This window comes from Methylomonas sp. Kb3, from assembly GCF_002834115.1.
GTDB lineage: Bacteria > Pseudomonadota > Gammaproteobacteria > Methylococcales > Methylomonadaceae > Methylomonas > Methylomonas defluvii.
Window position 1 is genome coordinate 266,862 of sequence record NZ_PIZT01000015.1, and the last position, 24,702, is coordinate 291,563.

Below are 24,702 nucleotides of genomic sequence, written 5' to 3' on the forward strand. Positions count from 1 at the left end.
CTAAAAAACTAATCACGCCACCAAAACAGCGCAAACCAAAAAACCGACAACACTGCGATGTAACCCACCATCAGCGTTAAGAAATCAACAGAGGGAATCTGTAAAACGATAGAAAACAGGGCTACCGTCAAAATTAACTTAACCGTTTCGCCTGCATAAAATGCATTAACGATGCCCTGCGCGCCCAAATCCTTGGCCAGATAGATTTTGTAGGCAAAATACAGATTGGGCAGTAAAGCCACAAACCCTCCGAATAATGGAGACACCGCACTTTTCCAACCGCCTATCAATAAAAATCCCGACGCCACTAATGCAGCCATCAGGACTTGTCCAAAAACTACTTTTCTGACAGTAGAAAAATCATTTCTAGCTGTCATGTACTTCCCCTTTCGTCTTGAGCTGGGCGATTATATCCAGCCAGCACGTCTAAAGCAAGGTAAGCACATTCAGCAAGAAGCAATCAGCGTCGCCACCTTGTTGATTTGGCAAGACTATCCCAACGAGCCCACTGTCCACACCTAGCCACTACAGACGTATTCCAAACGCTCAATTCCAACGCTTACAGCAATACACATGCCATTTCGTAACATATTGATTTTCTACAATGTTACCCAAAACGGCAATGTAGCAAATCCGACAAAGCACCGAACCATGACCGAAATACGACATTTGCCAGCCCCCGAAGCACTCAATTGATTTTCTTTATGATGCCCTCCAGCTCTTCCAAACTGGTGTAAGTAAAAATCAATTTACCTTTGCCACTGCTCTGATGATTAATTTCCACCTTGGCACCGGTTCGCTCACTCAGGTCACGCTGCAAACGCAAGGTATCCGGATCGACTTTTTTTACTACCGCAGGTTTATCTTCATGCTGTTCGCGCACCAGCTTTTCTACCGCTCTGACGGTCAAGCCTTGTTTCACAGCTTTATTGGCAATTTCGATTTGTTTGGCTTCGTCCAACCCCAGCAAGGCGCGGGCATGCCCCATTTCCAGTAAGCCCTTGCCCAACATGCCTTTCACTTCGCCGGCCAACTCCAGCAGACGCAATAAATTAGTGATCGTAGTGCGCGACTTGCCTACCGCCGTGGCGATCTGCTGATGGGTGAGTTCAAATTCGTCCTGCAAGCGGTGCAAGGCCTCGGCTTCTTCCAGCGCATTCAAATCCTCGCGCTGAATGTTTTCAATCAAGGCGATCGCCATCACCGAGCGATCATCCAAATCCTTGACCAACACCGGCACGTCCCGCAGTTCTGCCAATTGCGCGGCGCGCCAGCGGCGTTCGCCGGCGATGATTTCGTATTTCTCGCTATCTATTTTTCGAACAATGATAGGTTGGATGATGCCTTGCGCAGCAATCGAATCGGACAACTCCTTCAGCTTCTCCGGATCCATATCCTTGCGCGGCTGATACTTGCCGCGCTGCAAAAATTCAATAGGCAAATTTTGCGTGTCTTGAGATTTTTCCGCCACCGGCGCGCTCACATCGCCCAACAACTCGCTTAAACCCCGCCCTAAACCGCGTTTTTTTTGCATCATTTTTTTGCCGCTTTTTCTTTTCTGATCATTTCGCCGGCCAGCGCTATGTATGCCATCGCCCCGCGCGAAGCTTTATCGTAAGCCAGCACCGGCACACCATGACTTGGCGCCTCTGCCAGACGGATGTTTCTGGGAATAGTGGTCCGGAAGACTTTGTCGCCGAAATACTCAATCAGTTGATCCGAGACGTCTTTGCCCAACCGGCTGCGGCTATCGACCATGGTTCTGAGGATGCCTTCCAGATACAAACCGGGATTGACGCTATCGCGGATGCTGCGCAGGGTGGACATCAGTGAAGACAATCCCTCCAGCGAATAATACTCGCACTGCATCGGAATCAATACGCTGTTGGCGGCCACCATTGCATTCAAGGTCAACATATTTAACGACGGCGGACAGTCGATCAAAATGTAGTCGTATTGATCTTTAATGGTCAGCAAAGCATCGGCCAGACGCCGTTCTCGATGCTGCGCACTCATCAACTGCACTTCAGCGGCGGTTAAATCGGCGTTACCCGGAATCAAATCAAAACCCAGCTGCTTGTTTTTCACGACAATCTCGGAAACCGGCACTTCTTCCAGCAACAACTCGCAGCTGGAATATTCGATTTCTTCCTTATTCACGCCGCAGCCCATGGCCGCGTTGCCTTGCGGGTCCAGGTCGATTAACAACACCTTGCGCTTGGTAGCCGCCAATGCCGCCGCCAGATTGACGCTAGTGGTGGTTTTGCCGACGCCGCCTTTTTGGTTGGTAATCGCGATAATCTTAGCCATGCTTGGGTTTCTCCAGTCGAATCAGGCAGCGTTCGGCGTCTATGCCGGGCACCGTCAGCGGAATCACGCTGTATGTTGCGGCCAAGTCTATCAGCTCTTGCTCGGGCTGCTGACCTTTCATCGCCAGCAGCACACCATCCTCCGCCAGCAAATGACCGGTGAGCTGCAGAATGTCGGGCATGCTGGCAAACGCCCTGCACAGCACCGTGGAAAATAATTCCGCCGGTTGCAGCAGTTCAACGCGGCTATGCACGACCTCGACATTTTTCAGCTTTAACTCCAGCACAGCCTGCTGGACGAAGCGGGTTTTCTTGGAATTGGAATCGACCAAGGTGAAATGACAATCCGGCCGGCAAACCGCCAACGGAATCCCCGGCAAACCAGCACCGGTTCCGATGTCGGCAACACGCGAACCATGAAGATACGGCAGAATCGCCAAGCTATCCAGAATGTGTAGACTGACCATCTCCAGCGGATCGCGCACCGCCGTCAGGTTATAGGCTTTGTTCCATTTTTCAATTAGTTTTATGAAGGCTAGCAAGCAAGTGACTTGTGGCTCAGACAGCGCAAGATCGGCAAGGCCGGCATTTAAACGGGTGATAAGTGAATCCATGTCAATTCAAAATGAAATCCAGGCAAGCCTTTTCAAAGCGAACCCCGTCAGAACTCGCGTTATTTCGAACATTTAAAGCTTTAGCTCCAAAACAAACTCAACATACCGGCGCATTGCGGAACAGTAGTTGCGAATGGTTTTTGGCTCCCTTTGACTAGTGAATTTTTGCACGATGTTGTTTATATCTTCCTCTGATTTGAGTAACGACGGCGTTATCTCTTGCCCAATAAGCGTTGCTACTGAGCGAAGATAGGAGATATACGAATCTGGTGACGAAGCAACATGATCATTTGCGCCAACACCGCGTTTCTGAATAAACTCAAGATATTGCTTTTCATGCTGAATCATTAAATTGTTCCTAGCTCCCATATTTTACAGTGGACAATCCTTAGTTATAAACCGAGGAACGATGATCCAACCCTACCACCAGAATCAAAAGCCGGTCATCGACTATCCGTGCCAGAATTCGATAATCGCCAACGCGATAACGCCACAACCCCGCCAAAGGCCCTTGCAAGGCTTTGCCGTTAGCACGCGGGTCGTCGAGCACTTGCAATTTTAACCAGTAATCCTGCAGCCGCTTTTTGGTGGTGGCGTCCAGTTTGGCGAATTGCTTGGCGACTTTGGGGGTAAATTCGACCCTATACCCCATGCTCGGCAATTAATTTGTCCAAAGGTATCGAGGCTTCGCCACTGGCGATGAAATCGCGGTAGGCGGCTTCCGCAGTCTGCGCATCGGCCTTGTCTTCCAGATAACTTTCCAGCAAGCGGTCAACAAATTGCGCAAGACTTTGACCTTCGTCTTGCGCGGCATGAATCAGGCGGCTTTCGACATTCGCAGGTAATTCAATCATCGCATACGCTCCTAAAGTGGGCTAATGTCTTGGCAGATTATCAAGCGCTTTTCTTCTTCAAATGCACCAACAACAATGAAATCGCCGCCGGGGTAATTCCGGGAATCCGCGAGGCTTGGCCCAAGGTTTCCGGACGCTGCTTTTTCAATTTTTCGCTGACTTCGTTAGACAGGCCCGATACTAGGCTGTAATCGACGTTTTCGGGTAATTTCAAATGTTCGTAGCGCTGAGTCCGGTTAATTTCGGTTTGCTGCCTGTCGATATAACCGGCGTATTTGGCTTGGATCGCCACCTGCTCGGCCACTTGTTCATCCACCTCGGTTTCATCGCTGAAACGCAGCAGATTCTCGACATCCACTTCCGGCCGGCGCAGCATTTCCATCAGGCTGGCTTCTTTCAACAGCTTTTTGCCCCACAATTGCTCGGCCAGCGCGGCTTCATCCGATTCGGTGCGTATCCATTTTTTAGCCAACTTGCCTTGCAAATTGGCGATGGCCTCGCGCTTTTCTTCAAAGCGCTGCCAGCGGGCATCGTCAACCAAGCCCAGTTCTCGACCTTGTTCGGTCAAACGCAGATCTGCATTGTCTTCGCGCAGTTGCAAACGATATTCGGCGCGACTGGTAAACATCCGGTACGGCTCGGCGGTGCCGCGCGTGATCAAATCATCGATCATCACGCCGATGTAGGCTTCGTCACGGCCGGGACACCAACTTTCCAGGCCTTTGGCCAGACGCGCCGCATTCAAACCGGCGATCAAGCCTTGGGCAGCAGCTTCTTCGTAGCCAGTGGTGCCATTGATCTGGCCGGCGAAGAACAGTGCGTTCATATGCTTGGTTTCCAGCGAGGTTTTCAAATCGCGCGGATCGAAAAAATCGTACTCGATCGCATAACCGGGACGCACGATTTCCGCATTCTCGAAACCCAGCATGGTCCGGATGAATCGATACTGAATATCAAACGGCAGGCTGGTGGAAATGCCGTTGGGATAGACTTCGTTGGTGGTCAAACCTTCCGGTTCAACGAAAATCTGGTGTGAATCGCGGTCGGCAAAACGCACTACCTTATCTTCAATGGACGGACAGTAACGTGGCCCCACGCCTTCGATAATGCCGGAATACATTGGCGACCGATCCAGACCGGAGCGAATGATGTCGTGGGTTTCTTGATTGGTACGGGTGATATGGCAGCAAATTTGCCGTGGGTGCTGTTCGCGGCTACCCATGAACGAAAATACCGGCAACGGCGTGTCGCCGTGCTGTTCCTGCAACTTGCTGTAATCGATAGTGCGGCCGTCGATACGCGCCGGGGTACCGGTTTTCAAACGGCCAATACGAAACGGCAGCTCCCGCAAACGCTCGGCCAAGGCAATCGATGCAGCATCCCCGGCGCGGCCGCCGCTGTAATTTTCCAAGCCGATGTGGATACGGCCCGCCAAAAAGGTACCGGCGGTCAACACCACCGCTCTGGCGTTGAACTCCAGCCCCATTTGGGTTTTGACACCGGTCACGCGGTCGCCCTGCACGATCAGATCGGATACGGTTTGTTGAAACAGCGCCAGATTGGGCTGATTTTCCAGCGCTGTGCGCACCGCTTGCTTGTAAAGCATCCGGTCCGCCTGCGCCCGGGTCGCCCGTACCGCCGGGCCTTTGCTGGCATTCAAGATACGGAACTGGATGCCGCCTATATCGATGGCCTGCGCCATAATGCCGCCCAGCGCATCCACCTCCTTGACCAGATGACCCTTACCAATCCCGCCGATGGCCGGGTTGCAACTCATCTGCCCTAGGGTCTCAATGTTTTGCGATAACAACAGAGTTTGCGCACCAGAACGGGCAGCAGCCAAGGCTGCCTCGGTACCGGCATGGCCACCACCCACTACGATCACATCAAAGTCTTTCTGGAATTTCACAGGCAATCTATGTTCAAATAAAACGTTATTTTAATAGCTTGCGGAGAAAAAAGCATGAGAAAACAAAACCCCAACAAGGACTTGCAAGACAAGCCCAACAAAAACCCGGTGGCGAAATTCGCCCATCAGTTCAACAAAGCGCAGGTTTTCGCCGACAAAACTCGCTATAGCCGCAAAGCCAAACACGCTGGCCTGGAGCCTTTCGTAATCGTTGCCAACTCAGCAATTACGAAAGGCTCCAGGCATATGAACATCGCTTCTGCCGCTAAGCAGTCGCGGGCAATTGCCGCTTAATGCCGCAGATTGAGGACTCCCACAGCAGTGAAAGCAAGCATAGAAGATAAAGTTCAAACCCGAATTCCCACCAAGCACGGCGAATTCATCCTCCACTACTACAGCAACAGCCTCGACAAAAAAGAACACGTCGCCTTCGTGAAAGGCGAGGTAGCCGGCAAGGAAGACGTTCCGGTACGCATCCATTCCGAGTGTTTCACCGGCGATGTGCTGGGCTCACGGCGCTGCGACTGTGGCGAACAGCTGGATATGGCGCTGGATTTGATCAACACCGCCGGCTGCGGCGTTTTGATTTATTTACGCCAGGAAGGCCGCGGCATCGGTTTGCTGAAAAAGCTCCAGGCTTACAATCTGCAGGACCAAGGCCTGGATACCGTCGATGCCAACATCAAGCTAGGCCACCTCGCCGACGAGCGCCAATACGACATCGCCGCGCTGATTTTGAATAGCCTGCAAGTGCGCTCCATTGAGCTCATCACCAACAATCCATTGAAAATCGACGAACTCACCAAGCTGGGGATTCAGGTGAACAACCGTATCGCTATCGAAACCCGCATTCATCAAGACAATCTTGAATATCTGAAAACCAAAGCCGAACGCATGAGCCACATGCTGTCGATGCCTAACAGCAAATAACCCGCATCATGCTTGAACAATTGAAATTGCCGGTCTCGGCCCTGAAGCTGGCGATTGACCTGCCCAGTGCCGCGCCAAGCGCACAACACAACGTCATCCTCGGCCAAACTCGCGCCCAATCCGCTTTAGCGTTTGGCATTGCGATGAAGGCGCCGGGCTATAACATCTTTGTGATGGGCGACCCCGGCACCGGCCGCTTGTCCATGGTCAGCCATTATTTAAGCACCTATGCCGAACAGCAAGAATCGTCGCTGTCTTATGCCTACGTCGATAACTTCGAGAATCAGCGCGAGCCAGTGGCTATCGAATTGCCGTCCGGGGAAGGGCATAGTTTTGCCAAGGACATCGAAAAGCTGATTGATGACGTGCTGGCCACCTTTCCGGCCGCCTTCGAAAGCCCTAGTTACCAACAGAAAAAGACGGCGATAGAGCGCCGCTTTAACCAGCGTTACAACGCCGCCATCGATCTGGTCGACGCCAAAGCCCGCGAGATGAGCGTGGCGCTGTATCGTGACAGCGACACCATCACTTTTCTACCAATCCGCAACGACAAGGCGCTAGATGAAGACCAATTCACTCTACTGCCGCAAGCGGAGCGCGACGCCTTCCACCAACACACTGAAGAGTTGGAAGAATTTCTCGGCGACGTATTGCTGGAACTGCCGCAATGGCGGCGTACGCTGGTGGAAGAAACCCGCCAGCTCGACAACGACACCATCAAGCAAGCGTTGGAGCCGCTGCTGGCCGAGCTGAACGACAAATACCAAAATGTCGATGACGTCATTTCTTACTTGGCGGAAATCGAAAAAAGCCTGAGCAATACCATCGGCGAATTGCTGATGCCCAGCCGCAGCCAGGATAGCCGAGAGATCATCGCCAAGCGCTTGGCGCTAATCGAGCAATATCTGCCCAATATCCTGGTCGATTGCAAACACGACGGCAACGGCGCACCAGTCATTTACGAACCACATCCGATCTATCAAAATCTGTTCGGCCGCATTGAGTACATCAGCGACCAAGGCACGCTGTTGACCAGCTATCGGCGCATTTGCCCTGGCTCCTTGCATCGCGCCAACGGCGGTTATCTGATACTGGATGCGGAAAAAGTCCTGACTTATCCCTTCGTCTGGGAAGGCCTGAAACGGGCATTACAGGCCGGCCGCATCGAGATTGAATCACCGTATTCCGAGTTGGGCATCAATACCATCACCCTAAAGCCCGGCGTAATCCCGCTCAATGTCAAAGTGATTCTGGTCGGCTCCCGCGATATTTATTATTTGCTGGAAGAGCTGGATAGCGAATTTAACGAAATGTTTCGGGTGCTGGCCGACTTTGATGACCATATCAAACGCAGCCCGGACAACGTTAGCCAGTTTGTGACCTTGCTAAAACGCCACGCCGCCGACTCCGGCGCCAAAGCCTTGACCGATGGCGCTTTGCTGCGCTTGATCGAATACAGCTGCCGGCTGGCGGAAAACCAACAACGCCTGTCCGCGCACGTCAACAGCTGTCTGGAAATCATCGCCGAAGCCAACCTGCTAGCCGACCAAACCAACGCGATTAATATTGATAAGGCCGAGATCGAACTGGCACTATCGGCACGAGAACAACGCAACGGCCGCATCGCCGAAGCCATCCTGGAAGAAATGCTGGAAGGCACCATCCTGATCGACACCGACGGCGAAGCCATCGGCAAGGTCAACGGCCTGACGGTGATGGACATCGGCGGCAGCAGCTTCGGCGCGCCGGCGCGGATCACCGCCACCGTGCATCCCGGTTCCCGAGGCATCGTCGATATCGAGCGCGAAGTGGAACTGGGCCAACCCATCCATTCCAAAGGCGTAATGATTTTGAGCGGCTATCTCGGCCATTGCTATGCCCAGCAATTTCCGTTGGCCATCTCCGCCAGCATTGCCATGGAGCAGTCTTACGGCCACATAGACGGCGACAGCGCCTCCTTGGCCGAGCTGTGCTGTTTGATCTCGGCACTGACGCGCACGCCGATTCAACAAGGCTTTGCCATGACCGGCTCGATCAATCAGTACGGCGAAGTACAAGCCATCGGCGGCGTCAACGAAAAAATCGAAGGCTTTTTCGAACTCTGCGCGGCGCGCGGTTTGACCGGCAAACAAGCCGTGATCATTCCGGCATCCAACAAACGCAATTTGATGCTAAAGCAACAAGTGGTGGATGCCGTCGAGCAAGGCCTATTTGCCATTTACACCGTTTCCAGCGCCGATGAAGCGTTAAGCCTGCTAACCGGCCAGGAAGCCGGCAAGCTCAATGCGGAAGGCCAGTATCCGGAAGGCAGCGTCAACTTCAAGGCTGTGGCCCGTTTAAAGGAAATTTCCGATATGTCGGTGGACGAGGATAAGGAGACCGAGACCGGGGCATAACGCCGCGTCGCTCGGCTCATCAACCAAGATTGCAGCAAGATACAACCCGCGCAGTCGGTGGCAACCGATTGAAAATGCTCACTATAGCTGAGACATGCGTGAGGTCAAACCCTTAAAAGCGCGGGCTTCAATAAACCTGGTTAGCCTTAATCGAAGACATTCGGATAAGGCTAACCAAGCAGCTTAGAATACAAAAAAGTTATCGCAAGCTAGGCCATATCGCGCTTGCGATTCAGCCATGACAGGCCGAACAGGGCCGCGCCGAAAGACCAGACCGCTGCAGGTAATGGAACCGGAGCAGGCGCGCCGTAAAGGTATTGAATGCCGGCAATGTCGTCTGCATCCAACGTACGATTGATCTTGCCGAAACAGGAACCGCCCACTTCCATCACCGGGCAACTACTGTCAAAGGCGGCCGGGTGCGCCAAACCCAAGGCGTGTCCCAGTTCGTGCAGCAACAGACTTTCGAAGTCATTCGGTGTGGTAGAAGAGCCTCCCGGAAAAAAAGTATCGCCATCCTTGCCCGGTTGAAAGCCATAAAAAGAGTTAGCATCAAAAATTATATCGCCGCTACCGGTGCCGCCGTTGGGTGGTGGCGCATAGCCAACCGCACCGCCGCCGGAAGCAAAAGCAAATACGCCGATGCGTATATCCGGGTTGCCGGCCGCCGGGTTATTGATGGCTAATCCGGAATCTGTAAACGGTCCGACAAAGCTGATGTTGGCGACGCTGGCCCATTTATCCATCGCGGCTTCAATGGCGCCCTGTAAATCCGTCAGCAACACCGAGGTGTAACCGGTGCCCGGCGAATTTTCGATGTTGAGCATGGTTTGAGCGGTGCCCGGGCAGGCATCGCCGCAATAAGCCGACCCAGCGGTGCCGGCCGGGATAAAGCCCCAACTTATTGTACCGCCCGGCGTGCCCGGCGTATTGCTCCCGCCCCACTTCAACACCCCACCGCTGCCGTCATCAAAGGTGTTAAACGCCATCGCAGCATTGGCAACCAGCAAAAAGCCGATGCCGGCAAACACTCTACACAATCTGTTAACCATGGTAATTCCCCCAATTTCCGTCTTCAATCCAACCGAGACCGCAAACAATCGCGACCGCACCAAAAGCAAGCGGCATTTTTGCCCGTATGCTTTTGTGATTCGTTTAACATATACTTGAAAAATCGCAAAAATAAATTATCGATACTCACTGTGTGGGCAAAATGGGGATTGGCCGCTAAACTTTGTTTCGAAACGCTATTTTCTATCACAGCAGACTGTCTATGAGTCCAGGGCTACTAAAATGTTTGTATTATCCGTAGCCTCAAGGAGATTTGGCGTTGAAATCCAATTCCGACTATAAAGCCTGCATCCTCATCGCCGACGATGTGAAACTGATGCGGGACATCCTCCGCACATATCTGCAATCTGCCGGTTACGAAGTTCAATCCGCCGAGGACGGGCTCGAAGCCTGGCAGATGTTGAACAGCAGCGAAAAGCCGTTTGACATTGTGGTTACCGACCGCAACATGCCGCAGATGGATGGCATGGCCTTATTGGCCAAGATCAAAGCTGACCCGCGCTTTAGCGATCTGCCGGTTATTTTCCAGACCGGTGAGTCATCGCGGGAGTCGATCGTGGAAGGCATTCAAGCCGGGGTTTACCATTACCTTACCAAGCCCTACGACGAAAAAATTTTACTGGCTTTCGTAGCGGCAGCGCTGGAAGACAGCCGCCGCCACAAGACTTTGAGAACCCGGATTAGCAACAAAAAGGTGGCGCTGGGTTTATTGAGAAAAGCGGAGTTTTCTTTCCGGACCTTGAGCCAGGTCAATGGCTTGACCGCGCTGCTGACCGGGTTGTCATGCAACCCGGAAAAGGTCGCCACCGGGCTTTCCGAATTGCTGCTCAACGCCGTCGAGCATGGCAATTTGGGCATTAGTTATCAAGAAAAAACCGAAATGGTAGGTCAAGGTTGTTGGCGGGAAGAAATCGAGCGCCGACTGGGTTTGCCCGAATATAAAAACAAATTCGTGCAGGTTAAAATCGTTAGAACACCCACTCAGACCATCTTTACCATCAAAGACCAGGGCAAAGGCTTCGATCCATCTCCTTACCTGGATTTCTCCCCGGAACGCGCCTCCGATCTGCATGGCCGCGGCATAGCCTTGTCGCGAATGCTGAGTTTCGACTCACTGGAATACCTTGGAAACGGCAATCAAGTGATTGCCACCGTTAATTTACCGACCTAGGTTCTGCGCTTAAACAAGCTGGCTTACAGGCACTTTTCCAATAACTCCAAAGACAAATCCGCCACTTTTGGCGTCCACATCTCGGGATTTATCGGAAACGCTTTGCTGATGCCGGTACGCCGATAGCCGCGCCGTTCGTAAAACGCCATCAGCTCGGTCCGACAAGGGATCACCGCCATCACCAAATGATTAACTCCCCAAGTTTGTACGGCCTCTGCTTCCGCCGCCGCCAACAAACGCTTGCCAATCCCCAAACCTTGCATAGCCGGCGCGACCGCCAACATGCCGATATGCACCTGTTGATCGACTTTTTGTAAATGCACCGAACCTAACAAATCTCCCTGCCGCCGACACTGCAAAATCATAGACCCCGCACCGGCGATTAAGTCCAGAATATCCGCCGCATCGGTGCGCCGGCCATCCAGCAAATCGGCTTCGGTGGTCCAGCCCTGCCGGCTGGATTCGCCGCGATACGCCGCATTGATAAACTCCGCCAATTGCTCGGCATCGGCCGGTTCGGCTCTGGTAAATGTCAGTTCCAACATGATTAACCTCAAAAAACTCGCTGCTTCGGCAAGCTACCTTACGCACAAATAAAACCTTGCCGAAGCAGAAAAAATCCCCACCTTGCTGCTAAGGTTTATGGGCACTAAGCTGCGTTCATCTTCCCCCACCAAGCCTGGAGCCCCAACATGAAGCCATGCCCCAAGTGTCATCGGGATGTGCTGCCCGCGGAGGAATCCTGCCCGCACTGCGGCATCGTCTTTGCCAAATATTACAAATACCACGGCGATACAAACTCCCCGGCGGCGGAACATCAACAAGTTGTCATTAATCTTGAAGCCCCCGCAGACACCCTATTTGGCGACGACACCTACCGGGACAACGAAGCCGTTTTTCTGGGCCGCTGCCTATTATTACCAGGATTTTTGCTGTGGAGCTGGTTGCTGATTACGCCGGGCCTGGCGAGCAACGCGGTCGGCGCGTCGTTTCTGCATCTGGTCAACCTGCCGTTTCACGAAGCCGGCCATGTGATTTTCCGGCCGTTCGGGCAATTTATCACCTCACTGGGCGGCTCCCTCGGCCAAATTCTGATGCCGACGATTTGCATGTTGACCTTGCTGCTAAAAACCCGCGATCCGTTCGGCGCCGGCTTGTGTTTATGGTGGGTGGGTGAGAACTTCTTGGATATTGCCCCGTATATCAACGACGCCCGCGCCGGGCAACTGCCCTTGCTGGGCGGCAATTTCGGCCATTCCGCCCCTTACGGTTTTCACGATTGGGAATATTTACTGACCGAATCCGGCCTATTGGCCCAGGATCATGCGCTGGCTAAACTCGCGCAGCTACTCGGTGCAATGTTGATGATAGCGGCGCTGATCAGCTGCGGTTACGTGTTGTTCAAACAGCGGCAAAAACTGACTGGCTCAAAACCCGATTAGCCGCCAAGAATTTAGCCCAACCATGCTTTCACTTTTGCCTTCACCTGCGCTTTTACCTGCCGCGACCAACTGTAGATTTCAGTATCGACAATCTTGGCATGCGCCCATTGCAGCCAACCCATCACGGTGTGATAAACAAAAGCGATAAGCCCGAACGTCAGCAACTGCGGCTTGGTCAATTTAAACACCCGCGACACCAGCAAGGTACCGAGTAACTTAGCGAACACTTCCAATAGAATGCCTTGCAACAACAGGCCATGCACGATCAAAGACAGCGCAGCCAGATTCAGCGGAGTGACGATCAATACCGGAATCGCAAATGCCAGCAAAGCCATGGCCGGCGAAGTTTGCGCCAACCAACGCTCAACACTTTCCAGCCTGAGCAGCAGAGCCAGATAGTGCCCGCAAGCCGACAGAAAATCCCACAACCATTCCTCAATGATCAGCAGGATGGCCAGCAGCGTAAGCAGGAGTTTTTTCATGGTGATTTCCCGATAGTAGACGCAGACACTATACCCAAGCGCACTTGCGCTTGTCGCCAATTTAAGTCTTAAAGGATTTGAATTGCCGGGATGTGTAGCTTAGCGGCAATCCGCTAACAGCCTAATCAACACTATGATTTGATTCCGCTTGCGCCGACAACTGGGCAATCATCTCGGCAAATCGGCGCAAGGTTTCATTGTCAGCTTGCAACATTTGTAACAGACTGAGAATGCCACGCGCTTCTTGCCAATCCTGCCGGCCCAAATTTTCGTACAGCGCCCGATACAACTGTTGGATCAAGAAGCCATGTAACAGCTTAGCTGCCGGCGTTTGCTTGAAACTCAAGGAGCGCAGCACCGCCGGCACCGCGATAGCCAAGCGTCCGGCCCGCGCGGTTTGTAATGCGACGCCCAACCACTGTTCGGCCAAGCGTTCGCTACGGAAGATGTGCTGCAACTCCGCACCGCAACGTGGGCACGCCGTGGCCGCACCGAGCCGGGCGTTGCAAGCCGGGCAGCGCGGTATCACGATTCCAGGTAGTAGAGGATGTCGTTCAAGCGCTCGACCGGCTGTTTCAGACCGACCTCGTCACCGCTTTCCAGACACGTCGAGATAGCTTCGATCAGATCCACCATGTCTTCCTTGTCTTCGGCGGAAACGGTTTCGAATAAGGCTTCGGCCTTCTTGATGACTTGCCGCGCGGCAGCCACGGCCGGGCTTTCCGGAACCGAATCCGCCTCGCCACCGGCCGAATCGCCGAACAAGCCGTCGATACGCTGTTTGGCGCTGCTCAGTTCGCCGCTATCGAAGCGGGAAATCGCGTTGTTGATGGTAATGGCTTTTTCCTTGCCGGAGGCTTTTTCTCGCGCCGACACATGCAAGATGCCGTTCAAATCCAGGTCCAGCGTCAAGGTGATGATGTTGCCGGCCGGCACGTCCAACAAGCCTTCGACCAAAAATTCGCCGATTTCGACGTTGTTCAGCGCATCCGGGTCCTCGCCTTGAAAAATCCGCACGTTCACTTCGCGTTGATTGTCGTGAAAGGTTTCGAAAGCTTCGGACTTGCGCACCGGCAACACGCTGTTTTTATGCACGATGGGGATGTATTGATACGGATAAGGCATGCCGTCCAGGTAGCCGACCGCGCAGGTGCCGAAGGTATAGGGCGTCACATCGACCAAGACCGTGCCGATGTCCTCGCCATTAATCATCGCCGCCTGCATCGCCGCGCCCATCGCCACGCACAGATCGGGATCGACTTCGCCGTGCGGCTCGAAACCGAATTCCTCGAACAGCCGCTCGCGGATGCACGGCGTGCGCGTCGAGCCGCCGACCAGAATGATTTCGTCGATGTCCGAGGCGATCAGTTTCGCGCCCTTCAGCGCGATGTGGGTAGCGTCCAGCGTGGCGTTGATGTGGTCGGCGATCAGATCTTCGTATTCCGAACGCGCCAATTCCATTGTCAAATGCAGTGGCGTGCCTTGGCGTTCCAGCAAATATTCTTCCTCTATCGTCGCAAACGGCGCGTCGGACAGTACCAGTTTCGCCTGTTCCGCCGCCCGCACAATACGCGCCATCGCCTTGCCGTGCGGCTCGACTTCGATACCGAATTGCTGGCGAATATGCGCCAAAATCCGCTCGACGATCAGTTGATCGAAATCGTCACCGCCCAGGTGATTGTCGCCATGGCTGGCCAGCACTTCGACGACACCGCTCTGCACGTTGACCACCGATACATCGAAGGTGCCGCCGCCCAAGTCGTAAACCAGCATGCGCTTGGCTTCGAGCTGGCCGGCGCCGTAAACCAAGGCGGCGGCGGTCGGCTCGTTAATCATCCGCACCACCTCCAGCCCGGCGATTTCGCCGGCTTCGCGGGTCGCCTGGCGCTGAGCGTCCGAAAAATAGGCCGGCACGGTAATCACTGCCTTGGCTATCGGCCGACCAACATAGGCTTCGGCAATGCTTTTCAAGCGTTTCAGGATAATCGCTGAAATTTCCTGCGGCGTGTAAGCCTGGCCGGCCATCGTGACTCGCGTATCTTGGCCCATCAGGCGCTTGATCGACTTGACCGTGCGCTCCGGATAAATCAGGTATTGATTGCGGGCGCTGGCGCCGACCAGAATCTCGCCGTTATCGTCCAGCCCGACGAAAGACGGCAATATTTTTGTGCCGCTGTCGGCGATCACGGTGACTTTGCCGTTTTCGACGATGGCTACTTCGGAGTTGGTGGTCCCTAGATCGATGCCGATGATGATGTCGTTCATATGTGTTCCCTGAATGCTTAAAGTTTATTGACCTTGACTTCCGCCAAGCGTAGCACTTGGTCTTCCATTAAAAAGCCCTTGCGCAGTTCTTCCAGCACAATGGCGTTTGCCTGCGAGGGATCGTTGCCGATGGCGATGGTCGCCATGGTCCGTGCGTCGAAGGGCCGGCCGACGCAATCGATGGCAAACACCCGCCGGCGTTGCAGCATCTGTTCCAAGCGCTTCAGCGTGATTTCCTGGCCATCGCCAACGCTGGCGATGAAGCGCACGTCCTGCGGTTTGGAATGCCGGAACAAGCTATCCGCCGGCCGATACTGTTGCACGGCCCGATAGCCGGCATCGAGCCGGTCGTAAATATCCAGCCACTCCAGCAGCAGCGCCCGTTCGTGCTCGCGGCGTTGTTGCTGCAGGCGTTCGTTGGCTTTCGCCAGTTCGTCCGCCAAGGCTTGATTGTCGGCTTTCAAGGTTTCGACTGCCTCGCTCAAGCTATCCAGCGTGGCTTTGAATTGCCGCGACTCGGCTTTGACTTCGGTTTTCAAACCGGCTAGATCGCTGAATAAAGCGGTCAAATCCGGTTGGTCGATTGCGGTCAGATGGGCGAAGTCGGTTTCCTGTAGATAGTGCTGCAAGGCTGTCAGCAACTCGTCTTGCGGGGTGTCTGTCGTCATGATGGCGTTTTAGTCAATTGAGCGAGCGATTTTTCGATGGTCAGCGTGCTCGCCAGCTTTAGGAAATCGTCCGCAGGCATAGTCTCGCCAGTAGCCGATTGGCCGAAGGCTTGCGCCAGCAACGTGTCGAATTCGACACGCGGCATAGCAAACAATGCATGGCGCAGCCGACTGTCTTGGTCTTTGATCGCTTCGAAAGCCTCCTGGATTTCGCGAAAGCGCGCGGGATCGCGGTCGGGCGGATTGTCCTTGACCCGCTGCAAATAGGCTTGTTTGATGTCGGCGTCGCTAGTTTGTTCGGGCACGCCCAGAATACGGTACGGTGAAATCATCGGTACTCAATTGAAAGGCAGTGAATATTGTGGGGAGTTATTCTCAAATCGCGCGAGGATGTCGTCGAAACCGACGCCGATCTCGACCTTAAGTTCCTCCGCGCCGGCGAGTATAGCCACCGACCAGAGGAAATCCTGGTTCATAAACAAGATCGCCAGACGTTGCTGGCCGAGCTGGTCGCCGTATTGACGCATAATTTGGGCGGCGAAATAATCGGGACCGCGTTTGCGCATGATCTCCTCGATTTTCTTTTCGATGCGCTTGAACATGGCATCCGGAATGGGGCCGAACAAGTCCTCTATCGGATCGTCGCTGATTAACGGCTGATCGAAGTCTTCAGCTTCATCTTCGAGCGGCTCGGGAGTGCCGCTGACCCGTTCGAGCAAGCGCGCGATCAACCCGGCGGTCCTGTTGTCGTTATCCGCCCGCGCGTCTGCCAACCCAATTTTCAAGCGGTATAAGCTCATTAAATCCAAGTGGCTGGCATCGCCTTGGCATTCGGCCAGCGTCCGGTAATACATCAAAGCCGGCGTGTGTCTGCGGGCCTGAGCCATTTTGGCGCAGTGCTTCAATAGCTCGTAATGGCCGACGCTTTCCAAAGCTTGGCACCAGGCGAGCAGCAGCGCCTCATGGTCCAGCAGCCATTCCACCGACTTTTTCAGCGGCGCTTTGACTTTGTCCAGGGCTTTCAGCACCAAGCTGTTATCGTCCAATTGCTCGTCGTAATAATTAAGCAAGCCGATCAGCCGCTGCAATTGTGGGGCGGACAGCAGATAGTCCTTAAACGCCGGCAGCGCGCGGCTAAGCCCCTGTGTCGGCAGTTCCAGCAATCCGGCTTCGATCTGCGCTTGCACATGCATATTGACCGGATCGTCATACAGGCTTGCCAGCGTATCGGCGATGCGTTGCAAGCCCTGGGTTTTGTCCTCGGCCCGCCACAGATAAAAACCACGCAACAACTCGGCTTGGCGGCGCAGGCTTTTATCGATGGTCAATTGTTCGGCCGCTTGAATTTCCTTTTCGACCAAATGAAATTTCTCGGTTTTGATCAAACGACGGGCATGGGCCATATGATTGGCAAACAATAGCTGTTTAGCCAAAGTATTGACCGGGTCTATCTGCAACAAGGCTTTGGCATAGGCCGCCGCCTTTTTAAAGGCTTTTCTGGCGGCGGCCGATTTGGCTGCCCGCACCAGCAGATCGGTATCGTTGGGGAAATGTTGCAGGCCACGTTCCAACCAGTGTTCGTACTGAGCCGCATTCGGCCGCTGTTCCTGGTAAACCGTTAACAGTTTTAGATAGCTTTGCCGGTCGTCGGGGTCGTACTCCAGGCTGTCGGCTAACATCGCCGCCGCTTCGCCGGAATAGGCCTTGTCGGCCATGCGCCTGAGGATCAACGCAATTTTTCGGTCATTGGCCGGCCGGTCTTGTTTCAGAATATCGATGCAGCGTTGCCAAAAAAAACCGGCGTCGTAGGCGTTTTCGGCTTGCTCGTGCAATAAGGCTTGCAAGCGGTTTTCCTCGAACGGGTCCTTGCTGGCGAAGTGTTTGAAATAGTCTTTCTCGCCGCCCGGATACTCGGCCAACGCGCCCAGGCAATAGGCTTGCGCGGCGTCGTTGCCGAATACGTCGCGATATTGTAGGACCAGATTGAAGCGGGTCTTGGTGTCGGGCTGACCGTTGAGTTTGACCAGCGCTTCCAATAACTGGCTCTGACGGGCGTTGAGACCTTTGGCCTGAGCAACGATGCGGCGCTGATTGTGTTCCAGACTCGACAGGCTGGCAACGAAATCCGCGCCGGATTGCCGATACGCCAAGCAGGCCTTAGCCAGCTGTTGATAGGGTGATTCGTCGGGGATTTTGGCTAACATGGCCGGGGCTTGTTCGATTTCCGCGCCAGCCAGCAGCTGCGCTTTCAGCAAGCTGCGCAAATCGCGAAACGCCGAACGAAACGGCAATGGTTTTAAGGCCTGCTCGCAAGGTTCCCGCTCGCCGTTGCGATAGGCCGCCAGCGCCGCGTTTATACACTCCCAATGCTTGAGCAATGCGGAATCCTGGGGCAAATGCGGCAACAATTCCGTGACCCCGGAGACCAGCAGCATCCCCAGATAAGCCGAAAGCACCGGAAACTCTTCGTCCAACTGCCGAGCATTCAACCCATCCAATAGGGCGTAAGCTTTGCGCTCGTTTTTGCCGGCCAACAGCCACAACAGGTAAGCGTCTTGCGCTTGCAGCGGTGGTTGCGCGTTAGCCGCGTAATTTTCCCAAAGTACGCAGGCTTCCTTGAACATGGCCTTGGCCGCCATTCCCCTGGCCCTTTGCAGATAACAATCGGCCAAGCAGCGTTTGGTTTCGGCGTCGGCCGATTGCTTTAACAGTTCCTTGAATAAATCGCTCGCTTCCTTATAGCGCCCGGCGGCATAGTGCGCCTGCGCTTTTTCCGGTAACGACGATTCCGAGAGCCCGGCGGAAATTTTCTGGATGATTTTTTTCATGGCTGTGCAGGCAATAGCCCATGCTTCAAAATGGCATTATAAAACAGCAACGGCATATGCCGCCTGCTATGCTTTCATATCAAGATGCTGATTCGATCCGAGTTCTCTTGATTGGCTCAGCGCTTGGGCCTGGGTGGCTTTCGACGCCACACCGAAGGCTTACTTCGGAAGATCAACAGGGTACTTGCGAAGCTGCCCTTAGACCTTCCGAGCGACCTCGTCCAGTTCCCGAAGTACCCCAGCGATATGCGGAAGTATCACCTCGATTTTTTGCTCGTCAAAGTGGATCTTTCAAGGAGCCAAGCCGACTTTCCGAGAATCCCGGCCGATGGTTTGAGAGTCCAAGCCAAAGCGAAACGGGAAACAAACTATCATTTGCTGTCGAAGCTTTGCTGGGTCGGCGGACTCGCCCCTAAGCCGACAAATAAGATTAAATTGCAGGGCAGCAAATGGGAAATAAGCCGTCCTTCAAAATGTAAGCACGATTAGCTCACGTAATCGCATATTTCAAGGCCAACATTTCTCCAATTCCTCTGCCTATAATTGGAGCAGACTATCAACAACGGGTCGTCATGCACAGAACTCAATCCGCAACAACCAACAAACAATTTTATGCATCTCCCAAGAGCCCCTTGGCCAAATATCGAAACAGCTTGTGGTGGTGGCTGGTTGCTTCCTGGGTATTTCTTATTGTCATCAGCAAGAAACACGAATACGGCAGTCTTTGGCTTCCGATTGTTTTCACATATGTGGTTGTGGCGATATTCGATAGCTTTCTTAAACGCCGTTTACCCTACGACCAACCAATTATCACATTGGATGACGATGGCATAGAATCGCTACTGTTTGCGGGCGCAATTAAACGGCATAGCTGGGGCGAGTTGGTGGAGGCGAATGTTTCCAAATTCAAGAACATGCCTTTCATTCAATTCAGATTGCAAGCTTTGGTAGGCGTTATTGATGACTCTATGACCTGGACTGGCATTAACCCCGCGCGACCAGTGCTACCTATATCGTCTTTGTCTGCAGAAGATCAAATCGAGTTGCTGGAAATAATCAATCAGCGTTTGGGTTTCGCTCAATCAACTAGCAAATCCACTGGTAATTCTAGCGCCAGTCAATCGGCCAACAATTTCGCCACTAATCCGCTTGCCGAGGAAAAAGCGTTTCATGATCAGTTGGAGGCTTATGCTCCCATAGCGTGGATCACCTGGTTGCTAATTGGTGTCAACGTATTGGTTTGGATTGCAATGTGGCATACCGGGGCGAAAATAGAGCAAACGCCACCCGAGCAGCTACTGAGTTGGGGCGGTAATACTGCATTTGATGTTCAACGTGGCGAATGGTGGCGAATGGCAACCGCCATGTTTCTCCATGGTAGCCTGATACATTTAGGCATCAATATGGCGGGGCTATATGTCGTTGGTGGGGTGGTGGAACGTATATACGGTCATCTGCCTTTTACACTGATTTATTTAGGTTCCGGTTTGATCGGCAATGGGCTCAGCCTCTATTTTGGTGCGCAATACGCAGTCTCCGCAGGTGCGTCCGGGGCTGTGTTAGGCGTTACTATTGCGCTAATGGTTGGTATGTATCAACACAGGGAGCGCTTACCAAAAATTTTTAGTAAACGAAGGTTGAGCGGCATAGTGTTGTTTGTTTTTTATGCTTTGCTGTATGGATTTATCAATCGCGGCATTGATAACGCGGCGCATATCGGCGGTATGCTAACTGGTTGCTTATTGGGTTTACTGTTACCGGAACGCTTGGACATGGAAAGTTTCAAACACCGCGTCAAAAAACACCTAATAATAGGCCTGTCGTCGACGGTTATCGCTACAACAGCTTTAGTCTCGATGTCGCCCCAGGCAACATTGAACATTAAATCAGAGCTAAAAAATCAAGCCTTATTGGTGCAGGGCGCTAATAGTATTTTTCATGAACTTGTTTTACTCGATCTCGACATAGTTACTTTTCGCAGAGGCCAAATGTCCGCAGCGGAGTTGAACTCAAAGATCAAAAACACTTACCTTTCAGGCTTAAAACAAGCGATACAACAATTATCAGAAGTCAGACTAGCGGAATCGGATCAGCGATTACAGATGTTACAAGAGATGAAACTATCAACAGCCCTGTTAGTATCGATCTTCGAACTCGCCCCCTTTCAAAAACCTGGAAGCGGTAAAACTCAGCCAACCGATCTTGAACGTGCGACCCTTATCAAAGACAAGTTAAAGGCAATAACAGCTCGCATATTGCATGAAGGCCATAAGGTGCGCAGATTATAGGGTGCTGCCGTCAGGCGCACCGTTCGTGATTGTTGCGCCTCGCATAGCTCTGCACAACCTATAGGTGGCCGCACCTTTTTGGGATTACGTCTGGCGGTTATAGATCTATCAGCAGACCTTCGTCAGAAAAACCATCTGTCTGCCTTTGGCCGAACTCAGCCGACAATATCAAGCACCCAACCCATCACCCCACGCTAAGCTCACTCAACAATCCCGGATTTTAGTAGCCTCAGTAATTGACGCCCAGGCCGCTATCACCGAAGATCAAGGCTTTTTCGGGAGCCGTGATGAGCAGCAACGACTTTATTCTCTCCGCCGGCGTGCGTATGCCGGGCATTATTTACGGCACGGCCTGGAAGCAGGAGCGTACCGCCGCGCTGGTGGAACAGGCGCTAACGCTGGGATTTCGCGGCATTGACACGGCTTGTCAGCCCAAGCATTATCACGAGGCAGGGGTTGGCGAAGGTGTACTGGCGGCTTGCCGGAAGTTGGGCTTGCAGCGTTCCGAGCTATATTTGCAAACCAAGTACACGCCGCTGAACGGCCACGATCCGTTACGCATCCCTTACGACCCCAAAGCCGGTCTGCCCGAGCAAGTCGCACAATCCTTCCAAGTGTCGTTAAAAAATCTGCAAACCGATTATCTGGATGGCCTGGTGCTACATTCGCCGTTGGCGGATCGCGGGCAGTTGTTGGAGGTTTGGCAAGCGCTGGAAGTTATCCAGCAAAGCGGCGGCGCCAAACAACTGGGTATCAGCAATTGCTATGATCCGAAATTATTCCAATTTTTGTACGACAACGCGACGGTTAAACCGGCCGTATTGCAGAACCGGTTTTATGCCGATACCGGCTACGACAAACAGCTGCGGGCGTTTTGCCGGCAGCGGCAGATCGTTTATCAAAGCTTCTGGACGCTGACGGCCAATCCTAAAATCCTGGCTGACGCGGCTGTGAAAACGCTGGCGGAAAAATACCTGCGCGGCCCGGCGCAGATATTCTTCCGCTATTTAACGCAGAACGGCATCGTGCCGTTAACCGGCACCACATCCGCCGAGCATATCCGCGAGGATTTGGCTATTTTCGAGTTTGAGTTGAGTAGCGCGGAAAGCGCGGCGGTGGAGGCCTTGCTTTAAGCGTTTCGATGGCGCTAAGACTCAACAGCCAATTCCCAAAAAAAGCCTCTCCCCCGGCAGAGGCTTATAGAACGGCGGTAAGTCACTGTTTTATAACCCTCATCCTAACCTTCTCCCGAAGGGAGAAGGAACAAAACTCCTCTTTTACGATACCCCCTGGGGGAGAAGCTTTTATTAAATCCCACAAGCTGCCAAGTTTGTAATGGATCTCTATTGACCTGACCCATCATCAACTGATTTGCCCAGTTAACGGTTAAGGCTTTTATAATAACGGGAACCTTGCCTCTTCAAGCCCAAATGTCATGCTGATTAACCGTTATCTGCGTCAATTTGCCTACCTATGCAGCGGGCTTTGCCTGGTGCATGCCAACGTGCTTGCTCAAGGCAATCCAGCCGACATCGAAGCGACCAACGAATTGCTGCCGCTAAGTTGGGAGGAACTCACCGAACTGGAAGTATCCAGTCTGGCGCGGCAGGAACAAACGGTTAAAGACAGCCCAGCCGCAGCATTTGTAATCACTTCCGAAGACATCCGCCGCTCCGGCGCCACCAGCTTGCCGGAAGTTCTGCGCATGGTGCCTGGTATGAATGTGGCTAAAATCAACGCCTGGAATTGGGCGGTCAGCGCGCGCGGTTTTAACGATCTATATGCCAACAAGCTGCAAGTGATGATAGACGGCCGCAGCATTTATGATCCGCTGATCAGCGGGGTCTATTGGGGCCAGCAAAATCCGTCGCTGCCGGATATAGAACGCATCGAAGTGTTGCGCGGCCCCAGTGGCAGTTTGTGGGGCGCGAATGCCGTGAACGGCACCATCAACATCATCACCCGTTCGGCTCGCGATACTCAGGGCGGTTTGCTTAATGCCGGCGGTGGCACCGAGGAACGCGGCTTCGGCGGGATTCGTTACGGCCAGAAATTATCCGAATCCACCTTTCTGCGCGGCACGATCAGTACGATGGTGCGCGACGCCAGCATCGATCTGGCCGGCAGGCAAGACACCCACGACACCGGCGATACCGAAACCGCCAATTTTCGCCTGGACAGCCAACTCAGCGCCCAGGACAAACTGATGGTGGAAGCCAACGTCTCCCGCTACCGGTTGGGCGGCTACTATATCGGTAAAACCTCGACGACAGCACCGCTGTGGCAAAACGACGACTTTGGCAGGGACGGCGTGACCGGCAGTTTGCAGGGCAATTGGTCTCATCGCACCGACAGCGGCCACGACTGGCGACTGAATATGGCGTTTACCCAAACCGAATGGCAATTGGCGGTGAATCGGATGAGCCGCTCGCATTACGATTTGGACTTTCAACACACCCTGCCGGCCATCATCGACAACCACAAACTGATGTGGGGGGTGAACTATCAAAATATCTCCGATAGTTTCGATAACACGCTGACTCTGGGTTTCGAACCCGAGCAATTAACGCAGCACAATGTCGGGGTATTTTTACAGGATCAAATCGGCTTGACCGACGACCTGACCCTAACGCTGGGCAACCGGGTGGAGCATTTCACCTTCACCGGCTGGGAAACCGAGCCCAACGCCCGGCTACTGTGGACACCCAATAAGCAGCACAGCCTGTGGGCCGCGGTGTCGCGCGCCGTGGTCCTGCCGAATCGGGCCCAACACAGCATTCGTTTATTCAAACAAATCCCAGATACCAACCGATTTTTCGAAGCCAAAGCCAACCCGGACATGTTGACCGAAAATCTGTTGGCCTACGAATTGGGCTGGCGTTGGCAAGTTTCCACTAGTCTGGATATCGACAGCGCCTTGTTTTACAACATCTATGACCGGATGCAAGGCACTAAATTTACCAGTGTGACCTATAACAACCCAACGTACGGCAACATCAAGCAGGCCACCGTGGCCAATTACCGGCAAGTGGACAGTTACGGCCTGGAGTTGGCGGTCAATTACCGGGTAAACCACGATTGGCGGCTACAAGCCTCTTACAGCGCCAACCAATTCTCGGTCAATTACGATAAAAACCAGCCCTGGTTTCGCGATCCACTCACCGAAGAACATTTCAATCCGCAACACAATCTCTCACTGCGCTCTTTGTACAACCTGACCAGCGAAATCGAACTGGATGCCTGGGCGCGCTATGTCGATGAACTGTATATCGATAGACGCAGCATTCCGGCCTATATCTCCTTGGACTTACGCCTGGGCTGGCATCCGCACAAAAATCTGGAGTTATCGATAAGCGGGCAAAATCTGCTGGATGATCAACATCCTGAATTCAGCGACGTGCTGTACATACCGGTCGCCAGCCAGATTCAACGCGGCTATCTGGCGCAAATCTCCTGGCATTTTTAAGACGGTTGA

The 24,702-nt window shown here is 53.4% G+C and carries 25 protein-coding genes; 9 read left to right on the forward strand and 16 right to left on the reverse strand.

Going from position 1 to position 24,702, the window contains the following annotated elements; translation table 11 throughout:
• Window positions 1–8: 8 nt before the first annotated feature.
• The gene (locus CWO84_RS11895; RefSeq protein WP_033156958.1) at window positions 9–377 is read right to left on the reverse strand and encodes an ATP synthase subunit I; all 369 of its coding nucleotides are present in this window, start codon (window positions 375–377) and stop codon (window positions 9–11) included.
• On the opposite strand from CWO84_RS11895, the gene CWO84_RS24400 reads away from it, so the two are divergent.
• Window positions 376–522: a hypothetical protein gene (locus CWO84_RS24400; RefSeq protein WP_165385999.1), complete on the forward strand. Its 147-nt coding sequence runs from the start codon at window positions 376–378 to the stop codon at window positions 520–522. The genes CWO84_RS11895 and CWO84_RS24400 overlap by 2 nt on opposite strands.
• A gap of 166 nt (window positions 523–688) precedes the next feature.
• On the opposite strand, the gene CWO84_RS11900 is transcribed toward CWO84_RS24400, so the two are convergent.
• The 7 genes from CWO84_RS11900 to mnmG form a co-directional block, all read right to left on the reverse strand.
• Window positions 689–1,537, reverse strand: coding sequence for a ParB/RepB/Spo0J family partition protein (locus tag CWO84_RS11900; protein ID WP_033156959.1), 849 nt, complete (start codon window positions 1,535–1,537; stop codon window positions 689–691).
• Complete coding sequence (locus tag CWO84_RS11905; RefSeq protein WP_020484113.1) at window positions 1,534–2,310, reverse strand: ParA family protein; 777 nt, start codon at window positions 2,308–2,310, stop codon at window positions 1,534–1,536. The genes CWO84_RS11900 and CWO84_RS11905 overlap by 4 nt, the downstream gene beginning before the upstream one ends.
• Window positions 2,303–2,923, reverse strand: a complete 621-nt coding sequence (gene rsmG / locus CWO84_RS11910) for a 16S rRNA (guanine(527)-N(7))-methyltransferase RsmG (protein WP_033156960.1) — start codon at window positions 2,921–2,923, stop codon at window positions 2,303–2,305. Before rsmG ends, CWO84_RS11905 begins: the two co-directional genes overlap by 8 nt.
• A gap of 72 nt (window positions 2,924–2,995) precedes the next feature.
• The gene (locus tag CWO84_RS11915; RefSeq protein WP_051670026.1) at window positions 2,996–3,271 is read right to left on the reverse strand and encodes a hypothetical protein; all 276 of its coding nucleotides are present in this window, start codon (window positions 3,269–3,271) and stop codon (window positions 2,996–2,998) included.
• 40 nt (window positions 3,272–3,311) lie between these two features.
• A complete protein-coding gene (locus CWO84_RS11920; RefSeq protein WP_033156961.1) occupies window positions 3,312–3,575 on the reverse strand; it encodes a type II toxin-antitoxin system RelE/ParE family toxin in 264 nt (87 codons plus the stop codon).
• Complete coding sequence (locus CWO84_RS24630; RefSeq protein ID WP_033156962.1) at window positions 3,565–3,777, reverse strand: hypothetical protein; 213 nt, start codon at window positions 3,775–3,777, stop codon at window positions 3,565–3,567. The genes CWO84_RS11920 and CWO84_RS24630 overlap by 11 nt, the downstream gene beginning before the upstream one ends.
• A gap of 40 nt (window positions 3,778–3,817) precedes the next feature.
• On the reverse strand, window positions 3,818–5,686 hold the full coding sequence (gene mnmG, locus CWO84_RS11930; RefSeq protein ID WP_033157015.1) for a tRNA uridine-5-carboxymethylaminomethyl(34) synthesis enzyme MnmG: 1,869 nt from the start codon (window positions 5,684–5,686) through the stop codon (window positions 3,818–3,820).
• A gap of 54 nt (window positions 5,687–5,740) precedes the next feature.
• On the opposite strand from mnmG, the gene CWO84_RS11935 reads away from it, so the two are divergent.
• The 3 genes from CWO84_RS11935 to CWO84_RS11945 are packed head-to-tail and all read left to right on the forward strand — an operon-like array spanning window position 5,741 to window position 9,012.
• Complete coding sequence (locus CWO84_RS11935; RefSeq protein ID WP_033156963.1) at window positions 5,741–5,980, forward strand: hypothetical protein; 240 nt, start codon at window positions 5,741–5,743, stop codon at window positions 5,978–5,980.
• A gap of 27 nt (window positions 5,981–6,007) precedes the next feature.
• Window positions 6,008–6,616 carry a GTP cyclohydrolase II gene (gene ribA, locus CWO84_RS11940; RefSeq protein WP_051670028.1) on the forward strand — a complete coding sequence of 203 codons (609 nt, stop codon included), beginning with the start codon at window positions 6,008–6,010 and terminating at the stop codon, window positions 6,614–6,616.
• Between the two features lie 8 nt (window positions 6,617–6,624).
• Entirely contained in the window at window positions 6,625–9,012 is a 2,388-nt protein-coding gene (locus CWO84_RS11945) for an ATP-binding protein (protein ID WP_033156964.1), read from the forward strand.
• Between the two features lie 209 nt (window positions 9,013–9,221).
• Here CWO84_RS11945 and CWO84_RS11950 read toward each other — a convergent pair whose 3' ends face one another.
• Window positions 9,222–10,064, reverse strand: coding sequence for a matrixin family metalloprotease (locus CWO84_RS11950; protein ID WP_084153302.1), 843 nt, complete (start codon window positions 10,062–10,064; stop codon window positions 9,222–9,224).
• Between the two features lie 278 nt (window positions 10,065–10,342).
• Here CWO84_RS11950 and CWO84_RS11955 point away from each other — a divergent pair, with 278 nt between their 5' ends.
• Window positions 10,343–11,254 carry a response regulator gene (locus CWO84_RS11955; RefSeq protein ID WP_205800373.1) on the forward strand — a complete coding sequence of 304 codons (912 nt, stop codon included), beginning with the start codon at window positions 10,343–10,345 and terminating at the stop codon, window positions 11,252–11,254.
• Between the two features lie 23 nt (window positions 11,255–11,277).
• Here CWO84_RS11955 and CWO84_RS11960 read toward each other — a convergent pair whose 3' ends face one another.
• Window positions 11,278–11,799 (reverse strand): GNAT family N-acetyltransferase, encoded by a 522-nt coding sequence (locus tag CWO84_RS11960; protein WP_033156967.1) that lies wholly within the window; start codon window positions 11,797–11,799, stop codon window positions 11,278–11,280.
• A 147-nt stretch (window positions 11,800–11,946) separates the two neighbouring features.
• Here CWO84_RS11960 and CWO84_RS11965 point away from each other — a divergent pair, with 147 nt between their 5' ends.
• Window positions 11,947–12,696, forward strand: coding sequence for a hypothetical protein (locus CWO84_RS11965; protein WP_033156968.1), 750 nt, complete (start codon window positions 11,947–11,949; stop codon window positions 12,694–12,696).
• A gap of 11 nt (window positions 12,697–12,707) precedes the next feature.
• Here CWO84_RS11965 and CWO84_RS11970 read toward each other — a convergent pair whose 3' ends face one another.
• From CWO84_RS11970 to CWO84_RS11995, 6 genes are all read right to left on the reverse strand, one after another.
• A complete protein-coding gene (locus tag CWO84_RS11970; protein ID WP_033156969.1) occupies window positions 12,708–13,178 on the reverse strand; it encodes a hypothetical protein in 471 nt (156 codons plus the stop codon).
• 121 nt (window positions 13,179–13,299) lie between these two features.
• The gene (locus CWO84_RS11975) at window positions 13,300–13,707 is read right to left on the reverse strand and encodes a hypothetical protein (protein ID WP_084153303.1); all 408 of its coding nucleotides are present in this window, start codon (window positions 13,705–13,707) and stop codon (window positions 13,300–13,302) included.
• Window positions 13,704–15,443 (reverse strand): Hsp70 family protein, encoded by a 1,740-nt coding sequence (locus CWO84_RS11980; protein WP_033156970.1) that lies wholly within the window; start codon window positions 15,441–15,443, stop codon window positions 13,704–13,706. Before CWO84_RS11980 ends, CWO84_RS11975 begins: the two co-directional genes overlap by 4 nt.
• Before the next feature lie 17 nt (window positions 15,444–15,460).
• Window positions 15,461–16,111, reverse strand: a complete 651-nt coding sequence (grpE, locus tag CWO84_RS11985; protein WP_033156971.1) for a nucleotide exchange factor GrpE — start codon at window positions 16,109–16,111, stop codon at window positions 15,461–15,463.
• The gene (locus CWO84_RS11990; protein ID WP_033156972.1) at window positions 16,108–16,443 is read right to left on the reverse strand and encodes a DnaJ domain-containing protein; all 336 of its coding nucleotides are present in this window, start codon (window positions 16,441–16,443) and stop codon (window positions 16,108–16,110) included. Before CWO84_RS11990 ends, grpE begins: the two co-directional genes overlap by 4 nt.
• 6 nt (window positions 16,444–16,449) lie before the next feature.
• Window positions 16,450–18,939, reverse strand: a complete 2,490-nt coding sequence (locus tag CWO84_RS11995) for a hypothetical protein (protein WP_101052861.1) — start codon at window positions 18,937–18,939, stop codon at window positions 16,450–16,452.
• A gap of 572 nt (window positions 18,940–19,511) precedes the next feature.
• Here CWO84_RS11995 and CWO84_RS12005 point away from each other — a divergent pair.
• From CWO84_RS12005 to CWO84_RS12015, 3 genes are all read left to right on the forward strand, one after another.
• Entirely contained in the window at window positions 19,512–21,227 is a 1,716-nt protein-coding gene (locus CWO84_RS12005) for a rhomboid family intramembrane serine protease (protein WP_051670029.1), read from the forward strand.
• A gap of 287 nt (window positions 21,228–21,514) precedes the next feature.
• Window positions 21,515–22,360 (forward strand): aldo/keto reductase, encoded by an 846-nt coding sequence (locus CWO84_RS12010; RefSeq protein WP_101052863.1) that lies wholly within the window; start codon window positions 21,515–21,517, stop codon window positions 22,358–22,360.
• Between the two features lie 302 nt (window positions 22,361–22,662).
• A complete protein-coding gene (locus CWO84_RS12015) occupies window positions 22,663–24,693 on the forward strand; it encodes a TonB-dependent receptor (protein ID WP_033156976.1) in 2,031 nt (676 codons plus the stop codon).
• Window positions 24,694–24,702 lie beyond the last annotated feature (9 nt).